18 protein-coding genes are annotated in these 17,394 nt (G+C 71.7%); 10 read left to right on the top strand and 8 right to left on the bottom strand.

The features are described from left to right. Positions 1-54 precede the first annotated feature (54 nt). Together ACFWY5_RS49675 and ACFWY5_RS49670 are read left to right on the top strand one after the other, a co-directional pair. Positions 55-588, top strand: coding sequence for a TetR/AcrR family transcriptional regulator (locus tag ACFWY5_RS49675; protein ID WP_379639152.1), 534 nt, complete (start codon positions 55-57; stop codon positions 586-588). Beyond that, positions 585-1,154 (top strand): 2'-5' RNA ligase family protein, encoded by a 570-nt coding sequence (locus ACFWY5_RS49670; RefSeq protein WP_379639151.1) that lies wholly within the window; start codon positions 585-587, stop codon positions 1,152-1,154. The genes ACFWY5_RS49675 and ACFWY5_RS49670 overlap by 4 nt, the downstream gene beginning before the upstream one ends. Here the strand turns inward: ACFWY5_RS49670 and ACFWY5_RS49665 are convergent. The 6 genes from ACFWY5_RS49665 to ACFWY5_RS49640 all read right to left on the bottom strand — a co-directional run bounded on the left by ACFWY5_RS49665 (position 1,110) and on the right by ACFWY5_RS49640 (position 7,516). Then, positions 1,110-2,033 carry an ABC transporter ATP-binding protein gene (locus ACFWY5_RS49665; protein WP_379639150.1) on the bottom strand — a complete coding sequence of 308 codons (924 nt, stop codon included), beginning with the start codon at positions 2,031-2,033 and terminating at the stop codon, positions 1,110-1,112. The genes ACFWY5_RS49670 and ACFWY5_RS49665 overlap by 45 nt on opposite strands. Further along, a complete protein-coding gene (locus tag ACFWY5_RS49660) occupies positions 2,030-2,974 on the bottom strand; it encodes an ABC transporter ATP-binding protein (RefSeq protein ID WP_379617494.1) in 945 nt (314 codons plus the stop codon). The genes ACFWY5_RS49665 and ACFWY5_RS49660 overlap by 4 nt, the downstream gene beginning before the upstream one ends. Then, a complete protein-coding gene (locus tag ACFWY5_RS49655) occupies positions 2,971-3,954 on the bottom strand; it encodes an ABC transporter permease (RefSeq protein ID WP_379639149.1) in 984 nt (327 codons plus the stop codon). Before ACFWY5_RS49655 ends, ACFWY5_RS49660 begins: the two co-directional genes overlap by 4 nt. After that, positions 3,951-4,865, bottom strand: a complete 915-nt coding sequence (locus ACFWY5_RS49650; protein WP_379639147.1) for an ABC transporter permease — start codon at positions 4,863-4,865, stop codon at positions 3,951-3,953. The genes ACFWY5_RS49655 and ACFWY5_RS49650 overlap by 4 nt, the downstream gene beginning before the upstream one ends. Before the next feature lie 2 nt (positions 4,866-4,867). Further along, on the bottom strand, positions 4,868-6,541 hold the full coding sequence (locus ACFWY5_RS49645; RefSeq protein WP_379639146.1) for an ABC transporter substrate-binding protein: 1,674 nt from the start codon (positions 6,539-6,541) through the stop codon (positions 4,868-4,870). Positions 6,542-6,616: 75 nt separating this feature from the next. Then, the gene (locus ACFWY5_RS49640; protein WP_379639145.1) at positions 6,617-7,516 is read right to left on the bottom strand and encodes an MBL fold metallo-hydrolase; all 900 of its coding nucleotides are present in this window, start codon (positions 7,514-7,516) and stop codon (positions 6,617-6,619) included. Positions 7,517-7,629: 113 nt separating this feature from the next. Between ACFWY5_RS49640 and ACFWY5_RS49635 the strand changes: the two genes are divergently transcribed. Then, positions 7,630-8,493, top strand: a complete 864-nt coding sequence (locus tag ACFWY5_RS49635; protein WP_379639143.1) for a LysR substrate-binding domain-containing protein — start codon at positions 7,630-7,632, stop codon at positions 8,491-8,493. On the opposite strand, the gene ACFWY5_RS49630 is transcribed toward ACFWY5_RS49635, so the two are convergent. Together ACFWY5_RS49630 and ACFWY5_RS49625 are read right to left on the bottom strand one after the other, a co-directional pair. After that, positions 8,481-9,653, bottom strand: a complete 1,173-nt coding sequence (locus ACFWY5_RS49630) for a glycosyltransferase family 4 protein (RefSeq protein WP_379639142.1) — start codon at positions 9,651-9,653, stop codon at positions 8,481-8,483. The two genes, ACFWY5_RS49635 and ACFWY5_RS49630, sit on opposite strands and share 13 nt — an antisense overlap. After that, the gene (locus tag ACFWY5_RS49625; RefSeq protein WP_379617480.1) at positions 9,650-10,492 is read right to left on the bottom strand and encodes a sulfotransferase family protein; all 843 of its coding nucleotides are present in this window, start codon (positions 10,490-10,492) and stop codon (positions 9,650-9,652) included. The genes ACFWY5_RS49630 and ACFWY5_RS49625 overlap by 4 nt, the downstream gene beginning before the upstream one ends. 127 nt (positions 10,493-10,619) lie before the next feature. Between ACFWY5_RS49625 and ACFWY5_RS49620 the strand changes: the two genes are divergently transcribed. From ACFWY5_RS49620 to ACFWY5_RS49590, 7 genes are all read left to right on the top strand, one after another. Continuing rightward, the gene (locus ACFWY5_RS49620) at positions 10,620-10,757 is read left to right on the top strand and encodes a hypothetical protein (RefSeq protein WP_379639141.1); all 138 of its coding nucleotides are present in this window, start codon (positions 10,620-10,622) and stop codon (positions 10,755-10,757) included. Positions 10,758-10,891: 134 nt separating this feature from the next. Further along, positions 10,892-11,614 carry a GntR family transcriptional regulator gene (locus tag ACFWY5_RS49615; RefSeq protein WP_379639140.1) on the top strand — a complete coding sequence of 241 codons (723 nt, stop codon included), beginning with the start codon at positions 10,892-10,894 and terminating at the stop codon, positions 11,612-11,614. A 2-nt stretch (positions 11,615-11,616) separates the two neighbouring features. After that, positions 11,617-11,844: a ferredoxin family protein gene (locus ACFWY5_RS49610; protein ID WP_184961290.1), complete on the top strand. Its 228-nt coding sequence runs from the start codon at positions 11,617-11,619 to the stop codon at positions 11,842-11,844. A gap of 16 nt (positions 11,845-11,860) precedes the next feature. Next, positions 11,861-13,228 (top strand): ABC transporter substrate-binding protein, encoded by a 1,368-nt coding sequence (locus ACFWY5_RS49605; protein ID WP_379639139.1) that lies wholly within the window; start codon positions 11,861-11,863, stop codon positions 13,226-13,228. Continuing rightward, complete coding sequence (locus ACFWY5_RS49600) at positions 13,225-13,995, top strand: ABC transporter permease (protein ID WP_379639137.1); 771 nt, start codon at positions 13,225-13,227, stop codon at positions 13,993-13,995. The genes ACFWY5_RS49605 and ACFWY5_RS49600 overlap by 4 nt, the downstream gene beginning before the upstream one ends. Next, the gene (locus ACFWY5_RS49595) at positions 13,992-14,732 is read left to right on the top strand and encodes an ABC transporter ATP-binding protein (RefSeq protein ID WP_379639136.1); all 741 of its coding nucleotides are present in this window, start codon (positions 13,992-13,994) and stop codon (positions 14,730-14,732) included. The genes ACFWY5_RS49600 and ACFWY5_RS49595 overlap by 4 nt, the downstream gene beginning before the upstream one ends. Beyond that, positions 14,733-17,384, top strand: coding sequence for a fumarate reductase/succinate dehydrogenase flavoprotein subunit (locus tag ACFWY5_RS49590; protein ID WP_379639135.1), 2,652 nt, complete (start codon positions 14,733-14,735; stop codon positions 17,382-17,384). It abuts the gene before it with no gap. The last annotated feature ends 10 nt before the right edge of the window (positions 17,385-17,394 follow it).

Here is a 17,394-nt window from a genome sequence, read left to right as displayed (position 1 = left end):
ACGGCGCGGCATACCCTAAGGTACGGTCGACGCACGTACCGCAGAAGGAGCTTCGTGGCGAACCGACAGGATTGGCTGGACGCCGGGCTGGTGATCCTCGCCGAGCACGGCGCACCGGGACTGACCATCGAACGGCTGATGGCCCGGCTGGAACTGACCAAGGGCTCTTTCTACCACCATTTCAAGGGCATGCCCGGCTTCAGGACCGCCCTGCTGGAGCACTACGAGGCGACGATGACCACCCGCTACATCGAGACGGCCCTGGCGGGCGACCCGGCCCCGGAGGAGAAGATCAAACGCCTGCTGGAACTGGTGGCCAAGGAGCCCACGTCGGACCCGGAGGTCGCGGTCCGCGCCTGGGCGATGCAGGACCAGGACGTCGCCGCCATGCTGCGCAGGGTGGACCACACCCGGATCGAGTTCCTGCGTACGGTGTGGCGGGAACGTACCGGCGATCCGGCAGCGTCCGAGGTGATGGGCAAGCTGCTCTACCTGATCCTGGTCGGCGCCAACCACATGCTGCCGCCGATCACCGGCCGGGAACTGCGCGCCCTGTACGCCGTGGTGCTCGGCGCGGACTTCGGGTGAGACGGCACCTGTCCATCGCCCTGCGGGGGCCGGCGGCCGAGCGGCTGGAACGGTTGCGGCGGACCTGGGACCCGCGCATGGCCCACGTGGTGCCGGCGCACGTGACCCTCGTGTATCCCGAGGAGACCCTCGACGAGACTCTGCTGCTGAAGCGCGCCGCGTCGCAGGCCGCCGAGCGGCCGCCCTTCCGCCTGCGCTTGGGCGACGTCTTCGCGATGGACGGCGGCGTGTTCGTTCGCGTTCTCGACGTGGACGGCGCCTGGGCGGGCCTGCGCCGCACGCTGCTGCCGCCGCCCATGGCCGCCATGGACTTCCCGGCCCACGCCACGATCGCCCACCCGCGCACGTCCACGCTGGGTGCGCGGTGCGCCGCCGCGCTCGCGGGGCGTGAACTGGCGGGGGAGTTCAGGGTGACGGAGATTCAGTTCACCGAGGCCGGCGCCGGATCCTTCTCCGTATTGCGCCGGTTCCGTCTCGGCCAGGCGCGCACCGCTTCTGGTCCCGGGTTCGGGGGGCGGGGTTCAGGCCAGGTGGCAGGCGACCTGCCGGCCGTTCACCTCGCGTAACTCGGGCGCGGTCACGCGGCAGCGGTCCTGTGCCAGGTGGCAGCGCGGATGGAAGGAGCAGCCGGGCGGCGGGGCGGCCGGGCTGGGCGGGTCGCCTCTGAGCACGATCCGCTGACGGCTCGCCTCCTCGTCGGGGTCGGGCACGGGGATCGCGGACAGCAACGCCCGGGTGTAGGGGTGGGCGGGATCGGCGTAGAGCCGCTCGCGGGGGCCGATCTCCACGATCCGGCCCAGGTACATGACCGCCACGCGGGTGCTCACATGGCGTACCACGGCCAGGTCGTGCGCGATGAACAGGTAGGCCAGGCCGAGCTCGGCCTGCAGGTCGGCGAGCAGGTTGACGATCTGGGCCTGGATCGAGACGTCGAGCGCGGAGACGGGCTCGTCGCAGACGATCAGCTTCGGCCGCGACGCCAGCGCGCGGGCGATGCCGATGCGCTGGGCCTGGCCGCCGGAGAACTGGTGGGGGAAGCGGCCGGCGTGCTCGGGCGAGAGCCCCACCCTGGTCAGGAGTTCGGCCGTGCCCGCGTGGTCGAGCAGGCGCCGCGGGCCGGAGATGATCTGGTGGACCGTCTGCCGGGGGTTCAGCGAGGCGAACGGGTCCTGGAAGATCATCTGCATGTCCTTGCGCGACGACAGGAGATCGCGCCGGCCGGTGTGGGTGATGTCGCGCCCGTCCAGGTGTACGCTGCCGGCGGTCGGCTCCAGGAGGCGGACGATGGCCCGCCCGGTGGTGGACTTGCCGCAACCTGACTCTCCCACCAGCCCCAGCGTCTCACCGGCGGCCAGGTCGAAGCTGACCCCGCTCACCGCCCTGACCTCGGCGCGGCGGCCGGTCTTGAACCCCACCCGCAGGTCGCGGACGGACAGCAAGGTCATGGCTGCGCTCCTTCGAGATGACAGGCGATCATGCGACGGGTGCCGGTCAGCGCCGGGGCCTCTGCCGAGCAGACCGCCATGGCCGAGGGGCAGCGCGGGTGGAACCGGCACCCGGCCGGGAACGCCGGCGGCGAGGGCGGGGCGCCGGGGATCGCCCGGAGCCGGCCCGCCCGGTCCGGGCCCATCCCGGGAATCGACTCGAGCAGCCCCTGGGTGTACGGGTGGCGCGGATCCTTGAAGAGCGGCCTGGCCTCGGCTCGTTCCACCGCGCGCCCGCCGTACATGACCAGGACCTCGTCCGCGACGCGGGCGACCACACCGAGATCATGCGTGATCATGATGACGGCCAGCCTGCGGTCTTCCTGGATCTGTTTGATCAGTTCGAGGATCTGCGCCTGGACGGTCACGTCGAGGGCGGTCGTCGGCTCGTCGGCGATGAGCAGGTCGGGCTCGCAGGCCAGCGCCATCGCGATCATGACCCGCTGGCGCATGCCGCCGGAGAAGCGGTGCGGATGCTCCCCGGCGCGCCGGCGCGGGTCGGGGATGCCGACCTCGGCGAGCATCTCCACCGCCCGCTCGCGCGCGGCCTTTCTGCCGGTACGGCGGTGCAGCCGGTAGGCCTCGGCGATCTGTTCCCCCACCGTGTAGAAGGGGTGCAGCGAGGTCAGCGGATCCTGGAAGATCATCGCCATCCGGGAGCCGCGCAACCGCCGCAACCGCTCGGCGGGCGCGCCGACGAGTTCGTCCCCGTCGAAGACGATCGAGCCGGTCACGGTGGCCGCGCGGTGCAGCCCCATGACGGCCAGCGACGAGACGGACTTGCCGGAACCGGACTCGCCGACGATGCCCAGCGTCCGGCCGCGGTCCACCGACAGCGAGAGGCCGTCGACCACCGTGGTGGCGCCGAAGCTGACGGACAGGCCGGTGACGTCGAGGATCACGAGTACCTCACCCTCGGGTCGATCACGCCGTAGAGCAGGTCCACGGCCAGGTTGGCGAAGGTGACGAAGAACGCCGCCAGCAGAGTGACACCGAGGACCACGGGCTGGTCGGACCTGGCGATCGCGTCGAAGGTCAGCTTGCCCAGCCCCGGCAGCCCGAACATCGTCTCGGTGATCATGGCTCCCGCCAGCAGGCCGCCCAGGTCGATGCCGAAGATGGTGAGGATCGGCGTCATCGTGGCGCGCAGCCCGTGCTTGACCACCACCGTCCGCTCGTGCAGGCCCTTCGCCCGCGCGGTCCTGATGTACGGCTCCGCCATGGTCTCGATCATCGAGGCCCGCGTGAGCCGGATGTACATGGCCGCGTACAGGGCGGCCAGCGCGATCCACGGCAGGATCAGGCTGGTCAGCCAGGCGGCCGGGTCCTCGAGAAGCGGCTGGTAGTCGGGGAAGGGCAGCAGTTCGCCCCGCAGGACCACGACGTACAGCAGAAGGGCGGCGACCAGGTAGACCGGCACGGAGGTGGTCGTCAGCGCCGACAGCACGATCCCGCGGTCCAGCAGCGACCCCTTGCGCAGCGCCGCCACGACGCCGAGCGCCACGCCCGTCACCAGCCACAGGACGGCGGCGCCCGCGGCCAGCGAGGCGCTGACCGCCAGGCGGTCGAGCAGCAGGTCCCAGACCGGGGTGGCGAACTGCCAGGAGTAGCCGAAGCAGGGCGCCGCGCACTCCAGTCCGGTGGTGCCCAGCGTGCGGCCGGTGAAGATGCCGGCCAGATAGGTCGCGAACTGGACGATCACCGACTGGTCCAGGCCCATCGCGTGCCGGACGTCCCGGAGCCGTTCGGTCGTGCAGCTCTTGCCGCAGGCGTCCAGCGCGGGGTCGTCGGGCAGCAGGTAGAAGACGGCGAAGGTGATGGCGCAGATGGCCAGCAGGATGAGGGCCATCGCGCCCAGGCGCCGTAGCGCGTATCCGATCACGCGCTCGCCTCCTTCGGGTCGAAGGCATCGCGCAGGCCGTCGCCGAGCAGGGTGAAGGCGAGCACGGTGAGTCCCAGGAAGAGGCAGGGCACGGCCAGGTACATCGGATCGGTCATGAACCAGCCCCGGGCATTGTTGATCATCTGGCCCCAGGACGGGGTGGGCTGCCTGACGCCGACGCCGAGGAAGCTCAGCGCCGCCTCGGCTCCGATGTAGGCGGGGATGGCCTGGGTGGCGTAGACGAGGAGCGGCGCGCTCAGGCCGGGCAGCACCTCCTTACGCAGGATGTGGCCGGTCATCGCGCCGCCGACCCGGGCGGCCTCGACGTACTCGCTGTGCCGGAGCGTGAGCACCTGGCCGCGGACGATGCGAGCCACCACCGTCCAGCCGAAGATCGCCATGACGGTGACGAGCAGCACGATCCGGTTGATGTCGCGGACCACGGACAGGATCGCGATCATGAAGATCAGGCTGGGGAAGGACATCAGCAGGTCGACGAGCCTGCTGATCACCGTGTCGACCCAGCCGCCGAGGAACCCGGCCAGCAGGCCGAGGACGATGCCCGTGATCACGGTGATCACCGTGGCGAGCAGGGCGATGAGCAGTGAGATCTGCCCGCCGTACAGGATTCTGCTGAGCACGTCGCGGCCCGTCACCGGCTCGACGCCGAGCAGATGGTCGGCGCTGACGCCGCCCCACGGGCCGCGGGGGAGTCCGCCGAGGTTGGGGTCCACGGCGGACTTGTCGAGGGTCTCCGGCGCCCAGCCCGTCCACGCGGTGATCACCGGAGCGAGGACGGCGAGCATGACCAGCGTGCTCGCCAGGACGAGACCGGCCATCGCCGGGCGGTCGGCGCGCAGCCGTGCCAGCGCGATGCTGCCCGGAGAGCGTGGCCGGGCCGCGGTCGCCACGGTCACTTCTTGACGCCGATGACCGCGTAGTCGAGCTGGGCGGCCCAGACCGGGTGGTTGACCGCGCCCACGACGTTCTTGCCCACCAGGTAGCCGCGCTTCTCCAGGTAGAGCGGCGCCTGCGGCAGCTGTCGCATGATCTGGGAGTCGAGCTCCTGCCAGGCCTTGTTGGAGGCGTCCTTCTGGAGGATGGCGTAGATGTCGTCGATCTTCTTGTCGATCGCGGCGTCCTTGAAGTAGGCCACGTTGCCGCTGTTGCCCGTCTTCTTGATGCCGCGGCTGTCGAAGAGCGGCGGGAGGAAGCTGGAGCCGTTGGGGTAGTCGGGGCACCAGCCGTAGACGCCCATCTCGTCGGCCTTGGCCTGGTCGCCGAGCAGGTCGTAGTAGACGGAGCCGTCGACCGCGTTGATCTCGACGTCGATGCCGATCTTCTTCAGGCTCTCCTGGATCGCCACCTCGACGTTGTTCGACGAGCCGGTGGTGGCGGTCAGCTTCGCCTTGAGCGGGGTGGCGATCCCGGACTCGGCCAGCAGGGCCTTGGCCTTGGCTACGTCGCCGGCGGGCGGGATCGCGTACACGTCCTGCCTGGCGCCGCCGGTCATGGCGGGCGGCAGGTAGGCGGTGGCGATGTCGGCCATGTTCGGCCCGCCCATCGCGGTCTGCACCGACTCCTTGTCGAGCGCGTAGTGGATCGCCTGGCGCACCTTCGGATCGTCGAAGGGCTTCTTGGTCATGTTGAACACCAGCGTGCTCGTGCAGCCGGTGACGCCGGTGAACAGGCGCTCCTTCGCCCGCGGGTCGGGCAGGATCTTCGACAGGCTCTGCGGTCCCGCCGAGCCCCAGGCCACGGCGGTGGCGTCCTCGCCCGACGCGGCGATCAGGCGGTCGGTGATGGTGTCCTTGTCCTGGCCCTGCTTGACGTGGATCCGGTCGGGTAACGCGAGCCGTACCGTGTCGGTCCTGGGGTCCCAGTGCTCGTTGCGCACCAGGACGAGCTCCTTGCCGCGGTCATACTTCTCGATCTTGTACGGGCCGGAGGAGAACGGGCGGTTGTCGTACTCGACCTTGGTGTCCTTGGCCGGCGGCACCGGAGAGAAGGTGGTCAGCGTGACCGTGTACGGGAACTCGCCCGCCGGGCGCCTGAGCTTGAAGATGATCGTCTTGTCGTCGGGCGTCTCGACGGAGTCGAGGCTCTTGCCGTCGTAGGGGCCCTTGTAGTCCGTGCCGCCGACGAGCAGCTTCTGCGCGTAGTCCGGCCCGCTGCTGATGTCGGGGGACATCGAGCGCTCGACGTTGTACTTGATGTCGGCGGCCTTGATCGGCGTGCCGTCCTCGTACTTGAGGCCGTCCTTGAGCGTGAACTTCCAGGTCGTGCCGCCGTCGGCGGAGGTGCCCAGGTCGGTGGCGAGGTCGGGAACGATCTCCGAGCTGCCCGCCTTGTACGTGGTCAGCGTGCGATAGATCAGGCGGGTGCCGAACATCATGTCCGGCATGGTCCAGTTCCGCGCGGGATCCAGGTGCCCGAAGTCGCTGATCGCGAGGACGGTGAGCGTTCCGCCCTTCGTGCCGCCCTCTTCGGCGGGCGGGCCGCCGCTCACCTGCTTGACGCCTCCGCAGGCGGCGCATAAGAGGGCCGCGACGGCCAGCAGGCCGAGCTTCTTCGGCATCGATTTCATGATCACTCCGTTGCCTGTGCCTGTCCCCGAAGACTGCTGTATAACATTGCACATTGCACATAGCACTTCAAGACCCTAGATCGGGCTCGGGTGCTCGGCGCACAGGCAGCCGACCCCGCGTTCGATCCACTCCCGCATCCGCCACTCGGGATGCCGTTCCACCAGGAGGGCGGTGACCTCGCGTGCGATCGTCTCCTCGGGCATGGCCGAGTCTCTGCGCCTCCAGGTCTCCTCGCGCAGTTCCTTGAGGTAGTCCCGGACCTCGGCCAGCAGGCGCGCGTCGCCGACGTCGCCGTGGCCCGGCACCACCACCCGGGGCCGCTCCCCGGACAGCCGCTCCATGACCTCGATCCAGCGCACGCCCGAGACGTCCGTGTCGTGCGGGGGAAACCACGGGAAGATGGCGAACTGCCCGGCCTCCGCCAGATCGCCGGTGAACATCACGCCGGCGTCGGGGACGGTGATCACCTGGTCGCCCTTGGTGTGCGCGCGCCCGGTGGGCCGCAGGTGCACGACCCGGCCGCCGAGGTCGAGTTCGTAGGAGCCGTCGTAGGTGACGTCCGGCGCGGGGACCCGGGCGCCCTCCAGTTCGCGGGCGACCGGCTCTCCCAAGCCACCGAACATGGCGAGATATCCGGCGCCCTTGGCGGCCAGGTCGCCGGCCTGCGCCGCGTTCACGAGATAGGTCGCCTCCTCGCCGAACACGCTCGCGCCGAACGCGTGCTCGGGATGGAAATGGGTGGTGGTCAGGTACAGGCGGCGGCCCTTCGCGTACTCGGCGGCGAACGCGAGCACCTTCCCGGCGTTGCGCGGGCCCAGGCCGGTCTCGACGACCAGGACCGCCTGCGTGCCGCCGATCACGCCGATGTTCGGCACCAGTTCCACGTCCCGGTTGGGGATCACCACGAGGTCGCGGCCCACTTCCTGAACGTCCGTGACGTCCACGACGGGATCGGGAAAGGAGTATTCGGACATGCGGCGCTCTCCTTGACATAGGGGACTGATCACGTCCAGTGCAGCACCGCGCCGGCCGCGCCGTCCAAGTCCGTCTGGGTGGCGCCGATACCGTGCGGGTATCGTCGCGGGTCATGGAGCTACGCACGCTGCGCTACTTCGTGGCGGTCGCCGAAGAACTCCACTTCGGCCGGGCCGCCGCCCGGTTGCACATGAGCCAGCCGCCGCTGAGCCGGGCCATCAGGCGGCTGGAGTCGGACCTGGGCGCCACCCTGCTGCGCCGTTCCGCCGCGGGCGTCACTCTCACCGCCGCCGGCGCGGCGCTGCTGGACGACGCGCGCACCCTCCTCGACCAGGCCGACCGGGTACGCGCCCGCGTCGCCGTGGCCGCGGGGGCATCGTCGATCACCGTCGGCTTCCTGAGCGACAGCGCCGACCGGGGCGCGACGCGGCTGGCCACCGAGTACCGCCGGTCGCACCCCGGTGTCGAGGTCCGCATCCGCGACACCGACCTGACCGATCCGACCTGCGGGCTGCGCGCCGGACTGGTCGACGTGGCGCTGACCCGCGGGCCGTTCGACGAGAGCGGCCTGACCGTGCACCAGCTACGCGCCGACCCGGTGGGCGCGGTGCTGCGCGCCGACGACCCGCTGGCCGGCCGCGACCACCTGACCCTGGCCGACCTGGCCGACCGGCGCTGGTTCCAGTTCCCCGACGGGACCGACCCGATCTGGCAGGCGTACTGGAACGGGGGGCTGGCCAGGGAGGGGCCGGTGGTGCGGGCCGTACAGGAGTGTGTGCAGGCCGTGCTCTGGAACGGGACGGTCGGGCTGACCCCGCTCGGCCACCACCCGCCCGCGGAACTGGCCGTGGTGCCGCTGATCGACATGGCGCCCAGCCCGGTGGTGGTGGCGTGGAACGAGGGTGACACCAACCCGCTCATCCGCTCGTTCGTCCGGACTGCGGTGGCGAGCTACCGCGAGCGTCAGGGCCAGTAGCTGTCGGTGATCCGCTCGCCGCTCAGCAGTTCGCCGAAGAAGTCCTCCCACATCGGCATCACCACCTCGATCGCGTATCCGCCCGCGGTATTCGCCGCCGCCGCCCCCATCCGGAGGCGTTCGGCGCGGTCGGACATGAGGCGGTCGAGGGCGGCGGCGAAGGCGCCGACGTCCCCGGGGGCGATGATGAGGCCGTCGCGGCCGTCGGTCAGCACGTCGGCCGGGCCAGTCGGGCAGTCGAAGGCGACGATCGGCAGCGCGTGGGTCATGGCCTCGATCATGACCATGGGCAGGCCCTCGAAGCGGGAGCTCAGGGCGAAGACGGAGGCGCCGGCGAGCTTGGCGTCCAGGTTCTGGGTGCGGCCCATCAGGCGGGCCTTGGCCTGGAGGCCGTGGTCGCGGATGAGGGCGGTCAGCTGGGGGTGTTTGGGGCCGGTGCCGTAGATGCGGAGTCTCCACTCGGGATGCCTGGCCGACACCTGGGCGAAGGCGGGGATGAGCAGGTCGAAGCCCTTCTGGTGGACCAGGCGGCCGGCCGCGATCACCACGGGGTTGTTCTGCGTGGCGGCGGCGGTGTCGGCGGTGTGCACGGCGTTGGGGATGCGGACGACGGGGGTGGCGGGCAGGGCGGTGCGGTACTCGTCCCGGCTGGCTGCGGTCAGGACGGCCACGGCGTCGAGCTTGCCGTAGTGGCGCAGGATCTGCGCGCGCACGGGCTCACGGTAGGCCGACAGCGGCATGTGCTCCTGCGCCACGCGGACCACCCGGCGCGAACCCCGGCGCGCGGCGATCAGGCTCAGCGCGGGCCGGGTGGTGACCAGGACGCCGCCGCGCACACCGGCCACGTAGTCGATGACGGAGCGTTCCACACGTTCGGTGAAATAGTCGGCGGCGAACTCGCCGAGCGGCACGATCTTGCCGCGCACGCGCCGCCACGCCTTGCGCGCCGTGGAGTCGGCGGCGATCCCGGCACGCTGGTCGACCAGCGTGGACACGCGCAGGCGCGGCTCGAAGGGGAAGTGCGGCTCGTCGCGGCGGCGTACCACGCTGACGACCTCCACCTCGTGCCCGAGGCGGGCCAGCGCCCCGGCCTGGCCGAGGACGGTGCGCACGGTGCCGCCCATGCCGTAGGCGTGCAGGAGCAGGTATCGGACTCTCATGGTGTGTATCCCCATGCCTCGCAGATGGGCCGGAGGATCTCCGGGGTGCCGGCCGGGGCCTCGCGCGCGGGCTGCACGACACCGGAGGCGATCTTGTCCGTCCAGTCGCCGAGGCCCTTGCGGATCACGTCTGGCCGGCCGTACTCGATCATGCCGGGCTCCCACGCGAGGCCGAGGAAGTCGCAGACGGCGCGGGTGGCACGCTCGGGGGCGGCGGTGAGATCCTCGTAGCGGACGGTCGGTCCCGGCAGGGCCTGCCTCGCGCGCTGGACCGCGTTCATGTAGCGCAGCGCGTCGGCCGCCGCCTCCTCGCGGGTACGCCGCTCGGGCGCGGCCTCGTACCAGGAGGCGGCGATCGCGGCCGGATGCCGCACCAGGAACACGAACCGCGCGTCCGGCCAGCAGGTGGCGAGCCGCCGGTAGGCGAAGGCGTTGGCGGGCGTCTTGTCCACCAGGTACGGCTTGCCGCTGCGCACCAGCTCGCGATGGAGCACCCGGTCCCACAGCAGGTGTTCCAGATCGGCGCGGTTGTGCCCGAGCTCGGTCATGGCGTGCTGCGCGAGCTTCGTCCCGAATCCGACGGTCAGGCGGCGGATGTGCAGCTCGTGCGGGGCGTGCAACTGGGAGTGCGCGTTGAGCATCGCCCGCAGCAGCGTCGAGCCGGAGCGCACCGGGCAGATCACGAAGACCGGCGCGACGAGCAGCCGATCGGTGCCGGGATGGGCGGGCGGCCGGACGGTCCCGAGCTCAGCGGGACGGGTTCCCCCCTTTTCCGGGCGCTTGAGTTGGTATCCCGTGTACCTGGCCAGCGCCTTGTTGAACCTGCGCTGCCATGTCATGCCGCCGGACGGTACTCCGCGAATCTGAAGCCCAGCTGGCAGCCAGATCCTTTGCCCTTTTTAGGTTGTTTGCCGCGTTCCTATTGTTAAGAATCCTTCGAGAAACCCGGTCAAGGGAGTCAGGACAATGATCGCCTGGATTGTGTTGTTCTACGCAACGCTGACGGTCGTCGGAGTATGGGCGACCGTGCGGCTGACGTGCCCACGCCGCCAGAAGCTCCCCGCCCCGCCCGACCCCTCACGCCTCCCCGCCCGCACCTCCTAGATGTTGCGCGGGTCGCGCGTAGGGGCCCGTTGTTCCGCGCGGGGTGCGGCTGTCCGTGCCGTCGTCACCGTGGATCGCGCACTCCGCGGCAAAGGGGTCTGGCTCCGCGGGTAGGTGGCGGATCTTGACTGGTTGTGCTGGTGGGGTGGGTGGGCTGGTGGCGCAATCTCGCCGTGGCCGATCTGCTGCGCGGGCAGATCGTGGACGGGCAGTTCGGGCGTGGCCGGCTGCCCCGGGAGGCGGCGCTGGCGCGCGACTTCCGGATCTCGCGCAACACCGTCAGGGCCGCGCTCGATCTCCTGCGGGAGGAAGGGCTGGTCGAGCGGTGCCCGGGCGTGGGCACCACGGTGGCGGCGGAGAAGTATCCCCACGGGCTGCACCGGCTGCTCGGCCTCGCCGAGACCCTCCACGAACACGGCGAGGTGGTCAACCTCGTCCGGACCATGACCTTCATCGAGCCCCCGGCCGCGGTCAGCCGGCGGCTGCGGGTACCGCCGGGCGAGGAGGTCGTCTACCTCGAACGGCTCCGGCGGCTCAACGGCGTGCCGCTCTCCCCCGACCTCACGTACCTGGTGCGCGAGGTCGGGGAGCCGCTCTTCGACGCCGACCTGGCCCACAACGACATCTTCGTCCTGCTCGAAGCCATCGCCGGGCAGCCGCTCGGCACGGCCGAGCTCAGCCTGGAGGCGGTCAACGCCGACGCCCACACCGCCGCCGCGCTCGAAGCGCCGCGCGGCGCCGCGCTGCTCATGGTGGAGCGGCTCACCCACCTGTCCGACGGCCGCCCGGTCGACCTGGAGTTCATCCGCTTCAGGGGCGACCGGCTGACCATGCGCGGCCACCTGAACCGGGAGTAGCCATGGCTCTGATCACCCAGCGGGTCGAGGTGCCCGTCACCATCGACGAGTCCCTCTGCATCGACGGCTGCACGCTCTGCGTGGAGGCCTGCCCGCTCGACTCGCTCGCGATCAGCGACGAGACGGGCAAGGCGTACATGCACGTCGACGAGTGCTGGTACTGCGGCCCGTGCGCGGCCCGCTGCCCCGTCGACGCCGTCACCATCGACATCCCCTACCTGCTGCGCTGAGCTGAAAGGACGAGCCATGCGCGTGGTCCTCGCCGCCGCCCTCCTGCTGGCGCTCGCCGGCTGTTCACTCTCCGGTACGGCCGCCGCCCCCGGCAAGAAGAAGCTGGTCGTCGGCTACCAGTCCAAGACCATCAACACCGTGACCGCGGGAACCCTGCTGCGCGAGCTCGGCTACCTGGAAAAGCGCCTGGGCGGCGGGTACGCCGTCGAGTGGCAGGACCACGACACCGGCGCCCCGATCACCGCCAAGATGGTCGCCGGGAAGATCGACATCGGCTCGATGGGCGACTACCCGCTGCTGATCAACGCCGCCCGCGCCAAGAACACCGAGCTGGTCTCGATCACCGGCTACAACCTGCGCGGCGGCCTCAACATGGTGGTCGTCCCGCCCGCCTCGAAGGTCACCACCCTCGCCGGGCTCAAGGGCGCCAAGGTCTCGGCCAGCGTGGGCTCGGCCGGGCACGGCACGCTGGTCCAGGCGCTGGAGAAGGCCGGGCTCGATCCGGCGGCCGACGTCGAGGTGGTCAACCACCAGCCACCGGTCGGCGCCTCGCAACTGGAGGCCGGCGGCGTGCGGGCGTACGCGCAGTTCGTGGCCTGGCCGGGGCTGCTGGTCTTCCAGGACAAGGCCAAGCTGATCTACGACGGCTCCGCCCTGGGGGTGCCGACCTTCCACGGGGTGGTGGTCCGCGAGCCGTACGCGAAGGAGAATCCGCAGGTCGTGGACGCCTTCCTGAAGGCGCAGCTGGACGCCACCCGCTACCTGCACGAGAATCCGCTGCGCGCGGCGGAGCTGGTGGCGAAGGCGACCGGGCTGCCGCCCGAGGTGGTCTACCTGTACAACGGGCCCGGCGGCATCGCGACGTTCGACGTCACGCTCAAGCCGCAGCTGAAGGCCGCCCACCAGCACGACATCCCCTACCTCAAGCGCATCAGCCAGGACCTCGCGGGCGTGGACCTCTCCCGCTTCGTCAACGACTCCTACCTCCGCAAGGCGTACGGCCCCGCCTACGACGCCGACACCGCCTCGACCGCCAACCCGGCGAAGATCACCGGCACCGACCCGGCCTGCGGCGTCCCGGTGGCCGACCCGCGTACCGCCGCGGAACTCTGGCTGGCGGCGGGCGGCACCCAGCCCGCCGCCACCCCCACCTGCCTGCTGCGCCAGATCGCCGCCGCGGGAGCGGGAAAGGTCCGCGCCGCGTACGTGCCCGACGCCGCCACCGGCACCCGCTGGTTCGCCGACAAGGCGGTCTGGCTCCGGGAGAAGGACTCCTACCTGCCCTTCACCACCCGCGACGGCGCCGACGCCTACCGCGCGGCGCACCCGGGCGCCAAGCCCGTCACCTACGCCGAAGCCCTGGAGAAAGAGGCGGCGCGATGAGACAGGCCGCCAGGATCGGCTCGCTGCTGGCCGCCGCCGCGCTCTGGCAGGCGCTCACCGTCACCGACGCCCGCCTGTGGCTGCGCTTCGACCGGCTGCCGTCGCTGGACGAGGTCGCGGTGCGCTTCGCCGCCGAGCTGACCACCTCCCTGTACTACCTCGACCTGCTGCAGAGCCTGCTGCGCATCCTCACCGGCTTCGCCATCGCCGCCGTGGCCGGGGTCGCGGCGGGCGTGCTGGTCACCCGTTCGCGCCGGGCGGGGCCGGTGCTGCTGCCGCTGCTGGAGGTGGTGCGGCCGATCCCGGCCATCGCGCTGGTGCCGATCGCGATCCTGCTGTTCCCCGCCGACGAGCAGGGCATCGTCTTCATCACCTTCGCCGCCGCCTTCTTCCCGATCATGGTGAGCACGCGGCACGCCGTACGCGCGCTGCCGACGCTCTGGGAGGACGCGGTCAGGACGCTCGGCGCCGGTCGCCGCCACGTGCTGTGGCACGTCGTGCTGCCCGGCATCCTGCCCGGCGTGTTCGGCGGGCTGTCGGTCGGCATGGGCGTGGCCTGGATCTGCGTGATCTCCGCGGAGATGATCTCCGGCGCGTTCGGGGTCGGCTACCGCACCTGGAACTCCTACACGCTGGTCGACTACCCCGCCGTGATCGTCGGCATGGCCACCATCGGCCTGCTCGGCTGGCTCACCTCCGCCGCCGTCGAGCTGGCCGGGCGCCGGCTCACCCGCTGGCTGCCGCGCGGAGAAGGGAGCGTCGCGTGACCACGCTGACCGAGCGGCCCCCCGCCGTGCGCGGGCTGGCCTTCGCCGTCGAAGCGCTCACCCTCGGCTACGGCCGCGCGCCGGTGCTGCGCGAGCTGGACCTGGCGATCCGGCCGGGGGAGGTGCTGGCCGTGGCGGGCGCGTCGGGGTCGGGCAAGTCCACGCTGCTGCGCGCCCTGGCCGGGCTGCTTGCGCCCGCCGCGGGCCGGGTCCTGGCCGACGGCGTCGTGGTGTCCGCCACCTCCGCCGATCGCGCCATGGTCTTCCAGGACGACGGCCTGCTGCCCTGGCGGACCGTGCGGCGCAACGTGGAACTGCCGCTCGCGCTCAGGAAGGTGCCGCGGGCCGAGCGCCGGGCCGCGGCGGCGTCCTGGCTGGATCGCGTGGGCCTCACCGGGTCGGCGGACCTGCTGCCCCGCGAGCTGTCCGGCGGCATGCGGCAGCGGGTGCAGCTCGCCCGCGCGCTGGCCGGGGCGCCGCGGGCCGTACTCATGGACGAGCCCTTCGGCGCGCTGGACGCGCAGACCCGCGCCGAGATGCAGCGGCTCCTGCTCGGAGTGCTGCGTGAGACCCGCGCCACCGTCGTGTTCGTCACCCACGACGTGGACGAGGCGCTGCTGCTCGGCGACCGCGTCGCGGTGATCGGCGGCGGCGCGCTGCGCACGGTGATCGAGATCACCCGAGAAGAGGTCACCCGAGAAGACGACCTGCGCGCCCGCGTGCTGAAGGAGCTGTAGATGGAGATCCCCGAGCTGAGCCAGCGCCTGGAGCTGGAGTGCGAGGTGCTCGTCGTCGGCGGCGGCACCGCCGGCACGATGGCCGCGATCACCGCGGCCGAGCGCGGCGCCCGCGTCCTGCTCCTGGAGAAGGCCCACGTACGGCACAGCGGCGCCCTGGCCATGGGCATGGACGGCGTCAACAACGCGGTCATCCCCGGCAAGGCCACCCCCGAGGACTACGTCGCCGAGATCACCCGAGCCAACGACGGCATCGTCAACCAGAAGACGATCTACCAGACGGCCACGCGCGGCCACGAGATGGTCCGCCGCCTGGAAGGCTACGGCGTGAAGTTCGAGAAGGACGAGTACGGCGAGTACGCCGTGCGGCGCGTGCACCGCTCGGGCAGCTACGTCCTGCCGATGCCGGAGGGCAAGGACGTCAAGAAGGTCCTCTACCGGGTGCTGCGCAGGCGCGACATCCGGGACAAGGTTCGCATCGAGAACCGCGTCATGCCCGTGAGGGTCCTGGTCGAAGCCGGCCGGGCGGTGGGAATCGCCGGATTCGACACCCGCTCCGGCGCCTTCGTCACGGTCAGGGCGGGCGCGGTGATCCTGGCCACCGGCGCCTGCGGCCGCCTCGGCCTGCCGGCCAGCGGCTACCTGTACGGCACCTACGAGAACCCCACCAACGCCGGTGACGGCTACGCGATGGCCTACCACGCCGGGGCCGAGCTCAGCGGCATCGAGTGCTTCCAGATCAACCCGCTGATCAAGGACTACAACGGGCCCGCCTGCGCGTACGTGGCCAACCCGTTCGGCGGTTACCAGGTCAACAACAGGGGTGAGCGCTTCGTCGACTCCGACTACTGGTCGGGCCAGATGATGGCGGAGGTGGCGGCCGAGATCGCCTCGGCCCGCGGCCCCATCTACCTGAAGCTGACCCACCTGCCGGACGAGACGATCAGCGCGGTGGAGACGATCCTGCACTCGACCGAGCGGCCGACCAGGGGCACCTTCCACGCCGGGCGCGGGCACGACTACCGCACCCACGACGTCGAGATGCACATCTCCGAGATCGGCCTGTGCGGCGGCCACTCCGCCTCCGGCGTCTGGGTGGACGAGCACGGCCGGACCACCGTGCCCGGCCTGTACGCGGCGGGCGACCTGGCCTGCGTCCCCCACAACTACATGATCGGCGCCTTCGTCTTCGGCGACCTGGCCGGAGCCCACGCCGCCGCCGCGGCCACGCCCGTACCGGCGACCTTGCCGCTCGACCAGGTGAGCGCCGCCCACGAACTGGTCTACCGCCCGCTGCGCAACCCGGACGGACCGCCCCAGCAACAGGTCGAGTACAAGCTGCGCCGCTTCGTCAACGACTACGTCGCCCCGCCCAAGACCGCCGCCAAGCTGGACCTCGCGCTGGAGTCGTTCGAGCGCATGCGCGAGGAGATCGCCGCGATGGGCGCCCGCACCCCGCACGAGCTGATGCGCTGCGCCGAGGTGGACTTCATCCGCGACTGCGCCGAGATGGCCGCCCGCGCCTCCCTCACCCGCACCGAGAGCCGCTGGGGCCTCTACCACGACCGCGCCGACCTGCCCGCCCGCGACGACGCCGCGTGGTTGTTCCACCTGAACCTGCGCAAGCGCGCCGACGGCGCGATGGAGTTCCTCAAGCGCCCGGTCGAGCCCTACCTCGTCCCGGTCGAGGAGTTCGCGCCGACCGCCGCCGCCCCCGCAGTCCTGGCCGCCCACACCTCCGCCCCGGTACGGCGGGCCGCCCCCGTCACCACCGGGCGCACCGGCGTGGGCCGCCGCTCCCCGCGCATACTCGAACTGCATCGCCTGGCCGAGCAACATCCCACCACCGAGCAGCTCGCCCCCTACCTGGCCGACCCCGACCCCAAGGTGCGCAGGGCCGCGATCGCCACCCTCACCGAGACCGTCCCCGACGGCGCCGGCCCCGCCCTGGTCGCCGCCCTCGCCGACGAGCACGGCACGGTGCGCCGGGCCGCCGCCACCGGCCTGCGCGAGCTCGCCGAGGTGCTCCGCCCGCCTCTCGCCCTGGACGCGGCGCTGGCCGGCGGCGACGCGCTCGTCCGCGCCACCGCCCTGGACCTGCTGCGCGCGCTGCGCCTGGGCGGCAGAGACGTCTTCGCCGCCGCGACCGCCGACGCCGACCACCGGGTGCGCATCGAGGCCATCCGCGGCCTGGTCTCGCTGGACGAGCCCGACATGGTGGCAGCCGCCGCCGGTGACCCGTCGCGGGAGGTACGGGTCTGGGTGGCCAAGGGGCTCGGCATCATCGGCAAGCCCGCGCCCGTGCTGGAGACGCTGGCCGCCGACGCCGACCCGCTGGTCAGGGCCGCCGCCCTGGAGTCGTCGGCCGGTGCGGGCGGGCCGCTGGTGGCGGCGGCCGTACAGGCGATGGACGACCCGCGGTGGCAGGTGCGGGTGGGCGCGGCCCGCGCGCTCGCCGCCGCCGACCGCGCCAGCGCGCTGCCGCCGCTCGTGGCGGCGCTGTCGGACGAGAACCTCGACGTGCGCAAGGCGGCCGTGCTGGCGCTGACCCGCTGGGCCGGCACGGCGGCAGCGGGCGCGGCGCTGGAGGCGGCGCTGGGCGATCCGGACGCCGACGTGCGCGCTTACGCGCGACGGGCGCTGGCCGGGTAGCGCCGCCACG

Origin of the sequence: Nonomuraea sp. NPDC059007, from assembly GCF_042740555.1 — a bacterium.
Lineage (GTDB): Bacteria > Actinomycetota > Actinomycetes > Streptosporangiales > Streptosporangiaceae > Nonomuraea.
This window is presented reverse-complemented; position numbering and strand designations above follow the sequence as displayed.